Genomic DNA, 14,749 nt, shown 5'->3' with positions numbered 1-14,749 from the left:
TTCCCCCCGCCGGGCCGTGGCCGCGGTGCCGATGGACCGCTCAGCATGGCACGGGGCGGGCCCCCGGGGGAGGCGCTGTGCCGGGGGCGTGGACCGCGGTCCGCGAGCGGCGCCGGACATGGCAGGCTTGGGGCATGGCCCCGCAGATCAACCCCAGCATCCTGTCCGCGGACTTCGCGCGCCTCGCCGAGGAGGCACAGGCCGTCGAAGGCGCCGACTGGCTCCACGTCGACGTCATGGACAACCACTTCGTCCCGAACCTCACCCTCGGGGTGCCGGTCGTAGAGTCGCTCGCCCGCGCGACGGACACGCCTCTGGACTGCCACCTGATGATCGAGGACCCCGATCGCTGGGCGCCGCGGTACGTCGAAGCGGGGGCCGGATCGGTCACCTTCCACGCGGAGGCCGCCGCCGCTCCGGTGCGGCTCGCCCGCGAGATCCGCGCCAAGGGCGCCCGCGCCTCCATGGCGCTGAAGCCCGCGACGCCCATCGAGCCGTACGAGGACCTGCTCGCCGAGCTCGACATGCTGCTGATCATGACGGTCGAGCCGGGCTTCGGCGGCCAGGCGTTCCTCGACATCATGCTGCCCAAGATCCGCCGCACCCGTGAGCTGATCAGCAAGCACGGTCTGGAGCTCTGGCTCCAGGTCGACGGCGGCGTCTCGGCCTCGACGATCGAGCGCTGCGCCGAGGCGGGCGCCGACGTCTTCGTCGCGGGCTCGGCGGTCTACGGGGCCGACGATCCCGCCGAGGCGGTACGTTCACTGCGTGCCCAAGCGGCGGCAAAGACGGCGTCAAGCGCCTGGGCATGCGGCCACTGAGCCACGGGAACGTGAACGCAGTCCCTCAGGGCTGATCAACTGGGCCGGATCTGCAAGGATGAACGGCGTACGCACTTTGTGAACAGCAGTGAGGAGAGCGCCGTGTCGGCCATGTCGGCGGGTCGGTCAGCCATGCGGATGGGACCCGCGGAGCTGGTGCAGGCGGCGGCCATGGCCCGCCGCTTCTACCTTGAGGGCAAGTCCAAGATCCAGATCGCCGAGGAGTTCGGCGTCAGCCGCTTCAAGGTGGCCCGGGTCCTTGAGACCGCCCTGGAGCGGGATCTCGTGCGCATCGAGATCAGGGTCCCCGCGGAACTGGACGCCGAGCGCTCCGACGCGCTCCGGGCGCGCTACGGCCTGCGGCACGCGGTCGTCGTGGAGTCGCCCGCGCCCGCCGACGAGATCGACGAGTCCCCGGACCCGGAGAACCTCGGCGAGGTCGCGGCGGACCTCCTCGGCGAACTCGTCACCGAGGGCGACGTGCTCGGCCTCGCCTGGGGGCGCTCGACCATCCACATGGCCGCCGCGCTCGACCAGCTGCCGCCGTGCACGGTCGTGCAGCTCACCGGCGTCTACGACGCGGGCACCGCCGAGCGCGGCTCCGTCGAGGCGGTCCGCCGCGCGGCCCAGGTATCCGGCGGCGAGGCCCACCCCATCTACGCGCCGATGCTGCTGCCGGACCCGGCCACCGCGGCGGCGCTGCGCAACCAGACCGGCATCGCGCGGGCCTTCGAGTACTTCGACAAGGTCACGGTCGCCGCGGTCTCCATCGGCTCCTGGGAGCCGGGGATCTCCACCGTCCACGACATGCTCAGCGACGAGGAGCGCGCGCACTACGCCTCGCTGGGCGTGGCCGCCGAGATGTCCGCGCACCTCTTCGACGCCGAGGGGCGCCGGGTCGGGCGGGACCTCGGGGAGCGGTGCATCACCGTCGAGGCCGACCGGCTCCGGCGGATTCCCGAGGTCGTCGCCATCGCCGGGGGCCGGCGGAAGGCCGCGGCCATCGACGCGGTGCTGCGGTCGGGGCTCGTCACCAGCCTGGTCACGGACACCGCTGCCGCCGACCAGCTCCTCGTGGCGGGGCCCGCGCCCCGGCCCGCCCTCGACCGGGCGGACCCGGACGGCGTCTGAGACCGGCCGCGGCCCGTGTGGCGGCATCGGGGCCCCTGGTGACCGGTGACGACGCCGTGGTGCTCTCCCTCGCCGGGGTGCGGGACAAGGCCGCGTTCATGGAGCGGTGCGCGCGGACCTTCCGGCTGCCCGGCTGGTTCGGGCGGAACTGGGACGCCCTCGCCGACTGCCTGACCGACCTCTCCTGGGCCCCGGACATCCGCGCAGGGCTCGTCGTGGTGTCCGGCTGGCAGGAGTACGCGCGGGCCGCGCCGGGGGAGTGGGAGGCCGCGCGTCAGGTGCTCTCCGACGCCGCCGCGCACTGGCGGGGCACGGCGGACGGCGGTTTCCGCCTCGTGTTCGCCGACACCACCGGTGACGACACGTGACGAGAGCTGCACGCACCGTTCCGCGCGACCGGCCCGCTTGGACGATCAGACCAGGGGCTCCGCCGCCCGCCTGGGTGATCGTCCCAGGACACGCGGGCCCCCCGGCATGGGACACTGAAGTACGTGCTTTTCCCCCGGGCTAACTGTCCGGGGGCCACCTCTGATCGACTGGGATGAGCAGCACGTGCGCTTCCTCAACGACATACAGCCTGCGTACGACCTGACGTACGACGACGTCTTCATGGTCCCGAGGCGCTCCGCCGTCGGTTCCCGCCAGGGCGTGGACCTCTCGTCGCCCGACGGCACCGGCACCACGATCCCGCTGGTCGTCGCCAACATGACCGCGATCGCCGGCCGCCGCATGGCCGAGACCGTCGCCCGCCGCGGCGGCCTGGTCGTCATTCCGCAGGACATCCCGATCGAGGTCGTCACCGAGGTCGTCGCCTGGGTCAAGACGCGCCACCACGTCCTGGACACCCCGATCGTCCTCGCCCCGACCCAGACCGTCGCGGACGCCCTCGCGCTGCTGCCCAAGCGCGCGCACGACGCCGGTGTCGTGGTCGACGAGGACTCCCGGCCGGTGGGCGTCGTCACGGACGCCGACCTGAACGGCGTGGACCGCTTCACCCAGCTCTCCGAGGTCATGTCCAGGGACCTGCTGCTCCTCGACGCCGACATAGACCCGCGCGACGCGTTCAACAAGCTGGACGGCGCCAACCGCAGGTACGCCCCCGCGGTGGACAAGGACGGCCGCCTCGCGGGCATCCTCACCCGCACGGGCGCCCTGCGCGCGACCCTGTACACCCCGGCAGTGGACGCCAACGGCGGGCTGCGCGTCGCCGCCGCTGTCGGCATCAACGGCGACGTCGCGGGCAAGGCCAAGCAGCTCCTCGACGCGGGCGTCGACACCCTCGTGGTGGACACCGCCCACGGCCACCAGGAGTCGATGATCTCCGCGGTCAAGGCCGTGCGGGCGCTCGACCCGCAGGTGCCGGTCGTCGCGGGCAACATCGTCGCCGCCGAGGGCGTGCGTGACCTCATCGAGGCCGGCGCCGACATCATCAAGGTGGGTGTCGGTCCCGGCGCCATGTGCACCACGCGCATGATGACCGGCGTCGGCCGCCCGCAGTTCTCCGCCGTCCTCGAATGCGCCGCCGAGGCCAGGAAGTTCGGCAAGCACGTCTGGGCCGACGGCGGTGTCCGCCACCCCCGCGACGTCGCCATGGCGCTGGCCGCCGGCGCCTCGAACGTCATGATCGGCTCCTGGTTCGCCGGGACGTACGAGTCCCCGGGCGACCTCCAGCACGACGCCCAGGGCCGCGCGTACAAGGAGTCGTTCGGCATGGCCTCGGCCCGCGCGGTGAAGAACCGCACGAGCGAGGAGTCGGCGTACGACCGGGCCCGCAAGGCGCTGTTCGAGGAGGGCATCTCGACCTCCCGCATGTTCCTCGACCCGGCCCGCCCCGGCGTCGAGGACCTGATCGACTCGATCATCGCGGGCGTCCGCTCCTCCTGCACCTACGCGGGCGCCGCGTCCCTGGAGGAGTTCGCCGAGCGTGCCACGGTCGGCATCCAGAGCGCCGCGGGCTACGCCGAGGGCAAGCCCCTGCACGCCAGCTGGAGCTGATCGCCGCCGCCGGCCGCTGCCGGTGGAGACCCCGCGCCCCCGATAGGGGCGCGGGGTCTCCACGTTTTCGGGGCATGCGTCGCGGCACCCGCACGCAACGGACGAAACGGACTGCGCAACGAAGAGGCGCATATGACGGAAGTGCGCAATGATCGACTGGCGCTGCGCAAGGTTGCTGCATTACGGTCGGGAAGGCGCTGACCTTAGAGTCAGGCGCTGAACGTGAGTGGCGGGGACTGCCTGCTCGGCGGTTCCCCACCTCTGGTGCGGGTCCCACGGGTCCTCGCCGCCTGACCGGCAGCGATGAAGGAGCCAGCGCGTGCTCGACCAAGGCGCACCCCCGCAGAACCCACCGAGCCCGCGGGCACCCACCGGGCTCGGCGGCCGCTTGATGCGCCGCAAGCCGGTTGAGGCCCTGGTCGAGGAGGGCGGTCAGGGCGAGGGTGGCTCGCTCAGGCGCTCCCTCGGCATGTGGCAGCTGACCATGATCAGCATCGGTGCCACCCTCGGCACCGGCATCTTCGTCGTCCTCGGCGAGAGCGTCCCCAAGGCCGGGCCCGCCGTGACCCTGTCCTTCGTGATCGCCGGACTCACCGCCCTCTTCTCGGCCCTCTCGTACGCCGAGCTGGCCGGCTCCATACCGGTCGCGGGCTCCTCCTACTCGTATGCGTACGCAACGATGGGCGAACTGATCGCCTGGGTCTGCGGCTGGTGCCTGGTCCTGGAGTACGGGGTGTCCGTCGCCGCCGTGGCCGTCGGCTGGGGCGAGTACCTCAACGAACTGCTCGACGGCACCATCGGCGTGACGATCCCGGACGCGCTCTCCGCGGCCCCCGGCGAGGTCGACGGCGCCATCATCAACCTGCCGGGCCTGCTCGTGGTGCTCCTCGCCATGGTCTTCCTGCTCGGCGGCGCCAAGGAGTCGGCGCGCGCCAACACGATCATGGTCATCGTGAAGATCGCCGCGCTCGTGCTCTTCTGCGCCATCGGCTTCATGGGCTTCAAGTCCGGCAACTACTCCGACTTCATGCCGCTCGGCATGGCGGGCGTCAGCGCCGCAGGAGCGAGCCTCTTCTTCTCCTACATCGGCTTCGACGCCGCCTCCACCGCCGGTGAGGAGGCCAAGAACCCGCAGCGCGACCTGCCGCGCGCGATCATGCTCTCGCTGATCATCGTCACCGCCCTCTACGTCCTGGTCGCCGCCGTCGCCGTCGGCGCCTGGAACTGGAAGGACTTCGAGGGCTCCGAGGCCACGCTCGCCGCGATCATGAACGACGTCAGCGGCCAGTCCTTCTTCGGCACGCTGCTCGCCGCCGGCGCCGTGATCTCCATCGCCTCCGTCGTCCTCACCGTCCTGTACGGCCAGACCCGGGTGCTCTTCGCGATGTCCCGCGACGGCCTGGTCCCCAAGGCGTTCGGCAAGGTCAGCAAGAAGACCGGCACGCCCCGCGTGAACACGGTCATCGTGTCCCTGTTCTGCGGCGCCCTCGCCTCGGTCATCCCGCTCGGCAAGCTCGTCGACGCCACCAGCATCGGCACGCTCTTCGCGTTCGGCCTGGTCAACATCGCCGTCATCGTGCTGCGCAGGACGCGCCCCGACATGCCCCGCACCTTCCGTGTCCCGCTCGGCTGGCTCTTCCCGGTGCTCGGCTTCGGCTTCTGCGCCTACAACATGTTCAGCCTCGACTCCGTGACCTGGATCGTCTTCGGTGTCTGGATGGCCGTCGGCCTCGTGTTCTACTTCGGGTACGGCATGCGCCGCTCCCGACTGGCCACAGCAGAGAAGTGATCCACCCGCCGTGCGACTGAACGATCTCGACGAACGCATCGTGCACGCCCTCGCCGAGGACGCCCGCCGCTCCTACGCCGACATCGGCCAGCTGGTGGGCCTCTCCGCGCCCGCCGTGAAGCGGCGCGTGGACAGGCTGCGGGCGACGGGCGCCATCACCGGGTTCACCGTACGGGTGGACCCGGCGGCCCTCGGCTGGGAGACCGAGGGGTTCATCGAGATGTACTGCCGCAGGAACACCTCGCCCGAGGCCATCAAGCGCGGCCTGGAGCGCTATCCCGAGGTGGCGTCCGCGTCCACCGTGACCGGTGACGCGGACGCCATCGTGCAGGTCTTCGCCGCCGACATGCGGCACTTCGAGCGGGTCCTCGAACGGATCGCGGGCGAGCCGTTCGTGGAGCGGACGAAGTCCGTGCTCGTGCTCTCGCCCCTGATGCGGAGATATTCGTCCGGGTCGCCCGCCTGACCCGTCAGGCCGTCGGGTACGGGACCTTCCACGGCAGGACGCGGAAGTCGCCCGTGCCCTTCCTGACCTTCTCGAACGGGGCGACGCTGTTGCACTTCGACAGCTTCTTGGTGCCGTCCGGGCCGCCCGTCGCTCCCCAGCTGTAGCCGACGCGGTCGTGCCTGCCCTGGTCGTGGACGCTGAAGCCGACGCGGCCGCCCCTGAGCGAACGCATCCGGGCGTCGGGGCTCGTCTCGGTGATGATGCCGGTCGCCGTGGCCACCTTGCCGCCCGTGACCAGGCAGTCGATGCGGCCCCTCGCCCAGCCGCCGTCGCCGCCCGGCCTGTCCAGGTGGACGAACTCGAAGGTGCCGGTCGCCTTGTCCGGGCGCTTGTTGTCCGCGGCGGCCAGACGCGCGTCGAACGTGAACGTGACGTCCTCGGTGGTCTTGCGGTACATCTTCGCCGAGCCGGTCAGCGCGGCGGCCGCACGCTTCCCCGCGCTCGCGGAGGCCGCCGGACGCGCGTCGTCCGCACCGTCCCCACCGGCCGCGACCGCGACGCCCGCGGTCCCCGCGGTCAGCAGCAGCGCCGTGGCCACGGCGAGGGCGCGGACGGGGCGGCGGACGCGCGTACCGGTACGGGTGCGGTCGGTGGTCGTGCGGTTCATGGGGCCCTCCGTCTGCGAGGCGTTCACCCGGTGTCTCCGGGTGGGACCACGCTCTCTCGGAACGGGTGCGCGCCGCGTCGGGCCACGGGCGGCACCCCGCTTCCGCCGCGCGGCGGGGACCGGCCCGTACGCCGTACGCCCGGAGGCGGACGGCACCGGTACCGGGGGCGCACGCCCCGCCCGGCCGCCACGCAACGAATCGCCGCCTCGGCGCCCTCACGCGCAACGGATCGTGCGACTGCCCGCAACACTCGCGCCTTGTCCGGATATGGCCGCCGACCGTACCGTCTAACGGACCCCACAAGCCCCTTCCGCACGTCACGAGGATTCGCCATGCCTGCGCTCCGCACCGCCCTGCTCCAGAGCTCCGGGCAGCCCGGGTCCGTCGACGCGAACCTCGCGGAACTCGACGGGGCCGCGGAGCGCGCCGCCGCCGCGGGCGCGGGGCTGCTCATGGCGCCGGAGCTGTTCCTCACCGGGTACGCGATCGGCGACGACGTGGCCCGCCTGGCCGAGCCCGCCGACGGCGCGTCCGCCACCGCGATCGCGGGGATCGCGGCACGGCACGGGGTCGGCGTCGTCTACGGCTACCCCGAGCGCGACGGCGGCACCGTCTACAACTCCGCCCGGCTCATCGGCCCCGACGGGACGCCGCTCGCGAACTACCGCAAGACCCACCTCTTCGGCGACTTCGAGCGCGGCGCCTTCACCCCGGGTGACGAGTCCGTCGTCCAGGCCGACCTCGGCGGCGTCCGCGTGGGCCTCATGATCTGCTACGACGTCGAGTTTCCCGAGAACGTCCGGGCGCACGCGCTGGCCGGCACCGACCTCCTGGCCGTCCCGACCGCGCAGATGCACCCCTTCCAGTTCGTCGCCGAGTCCGTCGTACCGGTGCGGGCCTTCGAGAACCAGATGTACGTCGCCTACGTCAACCGGGTCGGCCGGGAGGGCGAGTTCGAGTTCGTCGGGCTCTCCACGCTGGCGGGCCCCGACGGCGTGCCGCGCGCCCGCGCGGGCCGCGCCACCGAGCTGGTCGTCGGCGACGTCGACCCCGCCTTCCTGAGCGCGTCCCGCGCGGCCAACCCGTACCTGAGCGACCGCCGCCCCGGGCTGTACGCCTCGCTCGCCTGACCGCGCCCGCGCCCTCCCCCCCTCACCTCGTTCAGTCCGCGCAAGGAGTCCGTACCCCCATGACGTCCACGGTGCCCACCGCCATCCAGCACACCGACGCCCAGCCGCCGATCACCATGTTCGGCCCGGACTTCCCGTACGCGTACGACGACTTCCTCGCGCACCCGGCGGGGCTCGGCCAGATACCCGCGACCGAGCACGGCACCGAGGTCGCCGTCATCGGCGGCGGGCTCTCCGGCGTCGTCGCCGCGTACGAGCTGATGAAGATGGGCCTCAAGCCCGTCGTCTACGAGGCCGACCAGATCGGCGGCCGGCTGCGCACCGTCGGCTTCGAGGGCTGCGACCCGTCGCTGACCGCCGAGATGGGCGCCATGCGGTTCCCGCCGTCCTCGACCGCGCTCCAGCACTACATCGACCTGGTGGGCCTCACCACCCAGCCGTTCCCCAACCCCCTCGCCGAGTCGACGCCCTCCACGGTCGTCGACCTCAAGGGCGAGTCGCACTACGCGGAGACCGTCGCCGACCTGCCGCAGGTCTACCGCGACGTGGCGAAGGCGTGGAGCGACTGCCTGGAGGAGGGCGCGGACTTCTCCGACATGAACCGCGCGCTGCGCGAGCGCGACGTACCGAAGATCCGCGAGATCTGGTCGAAGCTCGTCGAGAAGCTCGACAACCAGACCTTCTACGGCTTCCTCTGCGACTCCGATGCCTTCAAGTCCTTCCGGCACCGCGAGATCTTCGGCCAGGTCGGCTTCGGCACCGGCGGCTGGGACACCGACTTCCCCAACTCCATCCTGGAGATCCTGCGCGTCGTCTACACCGAGGCCGACGACCACCACCGCGGCATCGTCGGCGGCAGCCAGCAGCTCCCGCTGCGCCTGTGGGAGCGCGAGCCGCAGAAGATCGTGCACTGGCCGGCGGGCACCTCCCTCAGCTCGCTGCACGAGGCGGGCGAGCCGCGGCCGGCCGTGACCCGGCTGCACCGCACCGCGGGCAACCGCGTCACCGTCACGGACGCCTCGGGCGACATCCGCACCTACCAGGCGGCGATCTTCACCGCCCAGTCCTGGCTGCTGCTCTCGAAGATCGAGTGCGACGACTCGCTGTTCCCCATCGACCACTGGACGGCGATGGAGCGGACCCACTACATGGAGAGCTCGAAGCTCTTCGTGCCGGTGGACCGGCCGTTCTGGCTGGACAAGGCCGTCGACGACAAGGGGAACCCGACCGGCCGTGACGTGATGTCGATGACGCTCACCGACCGCATGACGCGCGGCACCTACCTGCTCGACGACGGCCCGGACAAGCCCGCCGTCATCTGCCTCTCCTACACCTGGTGCGACGACAGCCTGAAGTGGCTGCCGCTCACGGCGAACGAGCGCATGGAGGTCATGCTCAAGTCGCTCGGCGAGATCTACCCGAAGGTCGACATCAGGAAGCACATCATCGGCAACCCGGTGACCGTGTCCTGGGAGAACGAGCCCTACTTCATGGGCGCCTTCAAGGCGAACCTGCCGGGCCACTACCGCTACCAGCGGCGCCTGTTCACCCACTTCATGCAGGACAGGCTCCCCGAGGACAAGCGCGGCATCTTCCTCGCGGGCGACGACATCTCCTGGACGGCCGGCTGGGCCGAGGGCGCCGTCCAGACCGCGCTGAACGCGGTCTGGGGCGTGATGCACCAGCTCGGCGGCGCCACGGACCCGACCAACCCGGGCCCGGGCGACCTGTACGACGAGATCGCGCCGGTGGAACTGCCGGAGGACTGATCCCCGCGGGGACCGGTTCAGTCCGGCAGCGGGGTGAGCAGGACGCGGCCCACGAGGCCCACCGCCCCGTCGAGCCGCTCCCCGAACTCCGCTGCGACGCCGGGCAGATGGCGCAGCGCCCACAGGGCGCGCGCCGTCGCCCACGCGCCGTCCCTGGCCCGCTCCAGGCTCCAGGAATTGGCCAGGTGCGTCAGCGGATCGCCGATCTGGAGCAGGTCGGGCCCCGGCATCAGCTCCTCGCGGATGCGCTCCTCAAGGGCGACGAGGATGTCGCCGACGGCGTCGAACTCGTCCTCCAGGTCGGCCGGTTCGCAGCCCAGCGCGTGGCAGGAGTCCACCAGGGCCAGCGCCAGGTCGTGGCCGATGTGCGCGTTGATGCCGGCTAGCGCGAACTGCAGCGGACGCACGCCGGGATGGCGGCGGTACTGCAGGAGCGGGCGCCAGCAGGCGGGCACGCGGAGCCCGTCGGGGCCGGGCTCGACGGCCGTGAGATAGCGCTCGGCGAACCGGACGCCCAGCGTGGCGGCGCTGCGCGCGTCGGGGAAGGTGCCGGTGCCGAGCCGTCTGCCGACCTCCTCGGTGACCGACAGATAGACCCGGTTGAAGACGGCCACGCCGTCCCGCGGCGGCCATCCGTCGCCCAGCGCACGCATCCGTGCCACCACGCCGCCGACCCCGTGCGCCGGGGTCCTGCTCTCCGCGAACCGCTCCAAAGGCGCCATGGCGGCAGGGTCCCAGCTACGGCCGGGGCGGGGTGCGGGCGCACCGTCCGCTTCCCCGAAACGAGGGAACGGCAGGCGCGGGGGCCCCGCCCCTCCGCCGCCGGGCGTATGCCGTGCCCCCGACGGCCAGCGCGACGCCGACGAGCAGGGCGCTGACCCAGAGCGGGGCGCGATGACCGAGCCCCGCGGAGAGGGCGAGGCCGCCGCACCAGGGGCCGAACGCGGCGCCCACGTTGAACGCGGCCGTGGCGAAGCCGCCCGCGAGGGTGGGGGCGCCGCTCGCCGCGTAGAGCACCTGCGAGATCAGCGTGGCGCCGACGCCGAACGACAGGGCGCCGAGCAGCAGGACGAGGACCGCCACCGCCGCCGGGTGCGTGGCGCTCACCGCGAGCAGGGCCAGGGCGCCGAGCAGCGCGCACGAGCCGCCCGCGAGGAGCGGCAGGGGCCGTGCGTCGGCGACGCGCCCCGCCAGGCTCACCCCGGCGAACGAGCCGGTGCCGAAGAGCGCGAGGACCGCGGGGACCCAGCCGGAGCCGAGCCCGGTGACCTCGGTGACCAGCGGTGCCAGGTAGGTGAACGTGCAGAAGGTCGCGCCGTTGACCAGCGCGCCGAGCAGCAGGGTCAGCCGGAGCCGCGGCGAGCGCAGCGCGCGCAGCTCACCGAGGAGGTTCGGCCCCGCGTCTTCCTGTCCGGCGGGGTGCGGGGCCGCGGTGTCGGGGGCGCCCGCGGGCACCGCCCTGGCGATGGCGACCAGCGCGGGCAGGGAGAGCAGCGCCACGGCCCAGAACGCCGACCGCCAGCCCCAGACCTCGCCGAGCAGGGCACCGGCGGGCACGCCGGCGACGCACGCGACGGTCACGCCGCCGAGCAGCGCGGAGGTCGCGCGCCCCTTGGCGTCCGGCCCGGCCAGGCCGGCGGCGGTGACGAGGGCGACCGCGAGGAACCCGGCGTTGGCGAGCGCGCCGACGACGCGGGTCAGGAGCAGCACGGCGAAGCTCGTCGTGAGCGCGCCGGCCACATGCGCGGCGAGGAAGGCGACGAGGAAGGCCAGCAGGGCGCGCCGACGCGGGAAACGACGGCTCAGGACGGCCATCAGCGGCGCCCCGACCACCATGCCCACGGCGAACGCCGAGGTCAGATGGCCTGCGGCCGGAATGGAGACGCCGAGGTCCCCGGCGATGCCGGAGACCAGTCCTGACAGCATGAATTCGGAGGTGCCTTGCGCGAAGACGGCAAGGCCGAGCAGGTAGATGGCAAAGGGCACAGCGGGACTCCGCAACCACGAGGTGCAGCAAGGGGATCAGGGCACGGGGCGGTGATCCGGTGGTGGCGGTGCCAGGGGTCGCGGACGGCCGCTCGGAGGGCGGCGGAGCGTCAGCGCGACAGCACGGGAAGCCACCGGACGACCGGTGGCCGGAGTCTTGACGCCTCGGGGCTCGACATGGTGCGCAACCCTAACCGGGGCCGCGCACCGCGTCCAGCGGGTATCCGCCGCTCAGCGCTTGGCGCCCGCGCCGTCGGCGCCGTCGGAGCCCGCCTTCTCGTCGTACGTGGAGGTGCCCGCGTCCAGCAGCGGCTCCTGCGACTTCAGGTGCGGCGGGGCGAAGGCGCGCAGCACGTGGTAGCCGGTGATGACCACGATGGTGCCGAGGGCGATGCCGCTCAGCTCGAAGTTGTCGGTGAACTTCAGCGAGACGCCGCCGACGCCGATGATGATGCCCGCGGCGGCGGGGACGAGGTTCAGCGGATTGCGCAGGTCGACCTTGGCGTTGATCCAGATCTGCGCGCCGAGCAGGCCGATCATTCCGTACAGGATGACGGTGATGCCGCCGAGCACACCGCCGGGGATGGCGGCGACGACGGCGCCGAACTTGGGGCAGAGCCCGAAGAGCAGCGCGAAGCAGGCGGCGGCCCAGTACGCGGCCGTGGAGTAGACGCGGGTCGCCGCCATCACGCCGATGTTCTCGGAGTACGTCGTGTTGGGCGGGCCGCCGACGGCGGTGGAGAGCACGGAGGCGGCGCCGTCGGCGGAGATCGCGGTGCCCAGCTTGTCGTCGAGGTTGTCGCCGGTCATCTCGCCGACGGCCTTGACGTGCCCCGCGTTCTCCGCGACCAGGGCGATGACGACGGGCAGCGCCACGAGGATCGCGGACCACTCGAAGCTCGGCGCGTGGAAGGAGGGCAGGCCGATCCAGTCGGCCTTGCCGACGGCGGACAGGTCCAGGCGCCAGTGGTCGACGACCTTGCCCGAGGCGTCCGCCGAGTGGATCTTGCCGAAGACCTGGTCGAAGACCCAGGAGATCCCATAGCCGAAGATCAGGCCGAGGAAGATCGCGACGCGCGACCAGAAACCGCGCAGGCACACCACGGCCAATCCGGTGAAGAGCATCACCAGGAGCGCCGTCCACTGGTCCTGCGGCCAGTAGGTCGAGGCGGTGACCGGCGCCAGGTTGAAGCCGATCAGCATGACGACCGCACCGGTCACGATCGGCGGCATCGCCGCGTGGATGATCCGCGCGCCGAACTTCTGCACGGCTACGCCCACCAGGAACAGCGCGGCGCCGACCACGAGGACCGCGCCGGTCACGGTCGCGCTGGAGCCGCCCTGCGCCCGGATCACGGCGGCGACGCCGACGAAGGAGAGCGAGCAGCCCAGGTAGCTGGGGACCCGGCCGCGCGTCGCGAGCAGGAAGATGGCGGTCGCGACGCCCGACATCATGATGGCGAGGTTCGGGTCGAGACCCATCAGGACGGGTGCCACGAACGAGGCGCCGAACATGGCCACCACGTGCTGGGCGCCGAGCCCGAAGGTCCGCGGCCACGAGAGGCGCTCGTCGGGCCGTACGACGGCGCCCGGGGCGGGGGAACGGCCGTCGCCGTGGACTTTCCAGCGCACGCCGAGATCCATGGTGAGTGTCGCTTTCTGTGCGCTGAGCGGGCCGTGTCGCGTGGCCCGAAATGATCGACGCCATGTTAATGCGACGCAAGTGCGACTTCTCCCCGGTCCGCTCCCCGGCCCGCTCCCCGGTCCGTCCCCGGGCGGCCCTCGGGGGAGCGGATCAGGGCTTGTGGCCGGGCACCGTCGCGTCCGCCGCCGAGCCCTGCGCCGCCTTGCGGCCGTCCGTGCGCAGCACGTTCGCGAAGACCACGAGGCCGCAGGCGAGCAGCGTCACCAGGCCGAAGGAGGTCACGAGGCTCGTGGCGTCCGCCAGCGTCCCGATCGCCGACGGCGCGATCAGTCCCGAGGTGTACGTGATCGTGGCGACGCCCGCGATGGCCTGGCTGGGGTTGGGGCCGCTGCGTCCGGCCGCGGCGAAGGCCAGCGGGACCACGACCGCGATGCCGAGGCCGAGCAGCGCGAAACCGGCCATGGCCATCAGCGGGTGCGAGGCGAGGACCACGAGCAGCCCGCCGAGCACCGCGAGGACGCCGCCCGCGCGCACCGTGCGCACCGCGCCGAACCGGTCGACCACGGCGTCGCCCGCGAGCCGCGCGATCGCCATGGTGAGCGTGAAGCCGGTGGTCGACGCGGCGGCGACACCCGCGGACGTGTCGAGGACGTCCCGCAGGTAGACCGCCGACCAGTCCAGGCTCGCGCCCTCGGCGAAGACCGCGCAGAAGCCGACCGCGCCGATGAGCAGCGCGGACTTCGGCGGCAGCGAGAACCGCGGCGGCGCCTCCTCCTCGGGCTCCGCCTGGACGTCGAGCACGCCCTGGCAGGCCGCGAGGCCGAGCGCGGTGAGCGCGGCGGCGGCGAGGGCGTGGTGCAGCCGGGCGTCGGAGCCGAGGTGGGCGGCGACCGTGCCGGCCGCCGAGCCGATCAGGGCGCCGACGCTCCACATGCCGTGCAGGCCCGACATGATCGACTTGCCGATACGGGTCTCGGTCTCGACGCCGAGGGCGTTCATCACCACGTCCGACATGCCGGACGAGGCGCCGTACACGAAGAGCGCCAGGCAGAGCGTGAGCAGGTTGGGGGCGAGCGAGGGCAGGATCAGGGACAGCGTCCACATCGCGAGCAGGCCGCGCAGCGCGGTGCGCGCGCCGAAGCGGTGGCTGACGCTGCTCGCGAGCGGCATCGCCACGGAGGCGCCGATCGCGGGGAAGGCGAGCGCGAGGCCGAGCATGCCCGCGCTGACCGACGCGTGCTCCTGGATCCAGGGCACCCGGGTCGCGAAGGAACCGGTGACCGCGCCGTGCACGCAGAACACGGCCGCCACGGCGATCCGCGCGCGCCGCAGCCGTGCCTTGTCGAAGACCACTTCACTCATCCCGT

13 protein-coding genes are annotated in these 14,749 nt (G+C 72.4%); 8 read left to right on the top strand and 5 right to left on the bottom strand.

Features of this window, described 5'->3' with window-relative positions; all coding sequences use genetic code 11:
- Nucleotides 1–134: 134 nt before the first annotated feature.
- The 6 genes from rpe to AB0I16_RS28460 all read left to right on the top strand — a co-directional run bounded on the left by rpe (nt 135) and on the right by AB0I16_RS28460 (nt 6,202).
- Nucleotides 135–821 carry a ribulose-phosphate 3-epimerase gene (gene rpe / locus AB0I16_RS28485; protein WP_363252468.1) on the top strand — a complete coding sequence of 229 codons (687 nt, stop codon included), beginning with the start codon at nt 135–137 and terminating at the stop codon, nt 819–821.
- Between the two features lie 78 nt (nt 822–899).
- On the top strand, nt 900–1,952 hold the full coding sequence (locus tag AB0I16_RS28480; protein WP_363252467.1) for a sugar-binding domain-containing protein: 1,053 nt from the start codon (nt 900–902) through the stop codon (nt 1,950–1,952).
- A gap of 38 nt (nt 1,953–1,990) precedes the next feature.
- Nucleotides 1,991–2,320: a barstar family protein gene (locus AB0I16_RS28475; protein WP_363252466.1), complete on the top strand. Its 330-nt coding sequence runs from the start codon at nt 1,991–1,993 to the stop codon at nt 2,318–2,320.
- Nucleotides 2,321–2,504: 184 nt separating this feature from the next.
- A complete protein-coding gene (locus AB0I16_RS28470) occupies nt 2,505–3,947 on the top strand; it encodes a GuaB1 family IMP dehydrogenase-related protein (protein WP_363252465.1) in 1,443 nt (480 codons plus the stop codon).
- A 319-nt stretch (nt 3,948–4,266) separates the two neighbouring features.
- Nucleotides 4,267–5,736, top strand: coding sequence for an amino acid permease (locus AB0I16_RS28465; RefSeq protein ID WP_363252464.1), 1,470 nt, complete (start codon nt 4,267–4,269; stop codon nt 5,734–5,736).
- Between the two features lie 10 nt (nt 5,737–5,746).
- On the top strand, nt 5,747–6,202 hold the full coding sequence (locus AB0I16_RS28460; protein ID WP_363252463.1) for an Lrp/AsnC family transcriptional regulator: 456 nt from the start codon (nt 5,747–5,749) through the stop codon (nt 6,200–6,202).
- 4 nt (nt 6,203–6,206) lie between these two features.
- Here AB0I16_RS28460 and AB0I16_RS28455 read toward each other — a convergent pair whose 3' ends face one another.
- On the bottom strand, nt 6,207–6,851 hold the full coding sequence (locus tag AB0I16_RS28455; RefSeq protein ID WP_363252462.1) for a Repetin: 645 nt from the start codon (nt 6,849–6,851) through the stop codon (nt 6,207–6,209).
- A 333-nt stretch (nt 6,852–7,184) separates the two neighbouring features.
- Here AB0I16_RS28455 and AB0I16_RS28450 point away from each other — a divergent pair, with 333 nt between their 5' ends.
- Both AB0I16_RS28450 and AB0I16_RS28445 read left to right on the top strand, forming a co-directional pair.
- Nucleotides 7,185–7,982 (top strand): carbon-nitrogen hydrolase family protein, encoded by a 798-nt coding sequence (locus tag AB0I16_RS28450; RefSeq protein WP_363252460.1) that lies wholly within the window; start codon nt 7,185–7,187, stop codon nt 7,980–7,982.
- A 59-nt stretch (nt 7,983–8,041) separates the two neighbouring features.
- Nucleotides 8,042–9,751, top strand: coding sequence for an NAD(P)/FAD-dependent oxidoreductase (locus tag AB0I16_RS28445; protein ID WP_363252459.1), 1,710 nt, complete (start codon nt 8,042–8,044; stop codon nt 9,749–9,751).
- Nucleotides 9,752–9,768: 17 nt separating this feature from the next.
- Here the strand turns inward: AB0I16_RS28445 and AB0I16_RS28440 are convergent, their stop codons facing one another.
- The 4 genes from AB0I16_RS28440 to AB0I16_RS28425 form a co-directional block, all read right to left on the bottom strand.
- The gene (locus AB0I16_RS28440; RefSeq protein WP_363252458.1) at nt 9,769–10,473 is read right to left on the bottom strand and encodes a DUF5995 family protein; all 705 of its coding nucleotides are present in this window, start codon (nt 10,471–10,473) and stop codon (nt 9,769–9,771) included.
- A 16-nt stretch (nt 10,474–10,489) separates the two neighbouring features.
- Complete coding sequence (locus AB0I16_RS28435) at nt 10,490–11,737, bottom strand: Cmx/CmrA family chloramphenicol efflux MFS transporter (protein WP_363252457.1); 1,248 nt, start codon at nt 11,735–11,737, stop codon at nt 10,490–10,492.
- 231 nt (nt 11,738–11,968) lie between these two features.
- Nucleotides 11,969–13,381, bottom strand: a complete 1,413-nt coding sequence (locus tag AB0I16_RS28430) for a solute carrier family 23 protein (protein ID WP_363252456.1) — start codon at nt 13,379–13,381, stop codon at nt 11,969–11,971.
- A 151-nt stretch (nt 13,382–13,532) separates the two neighbouring features.
- Nucleotides 13,533–14,744 (bottom strand): MFS transporter, encoded by a 1,212-nt coding sequence (locus tag AB0I16_RS28425; protein WP_363252455.1) that lies wholly within the window; start codon nt 14,742–14,744, stop codon nt 13,533–13,535.
- Between the last annotated feature and the right edge of the window lie 5 nt (nt 14,745–14,749).

Origin of the sequence: Streptomyces sp. NPDC050703 (assembly GCF_040654435.1) — a bacterium.
GTDB lineage: Bacteria > Actinomycetota > Actinomycetes > Streptomycetales > Streptomycetaceae > Streptomyces.
The sequence above is the reverse complement of the archived record's forward strand: the minus strand, read 5'-3'. Positions and strand labels throughout refer to the sequence as shown.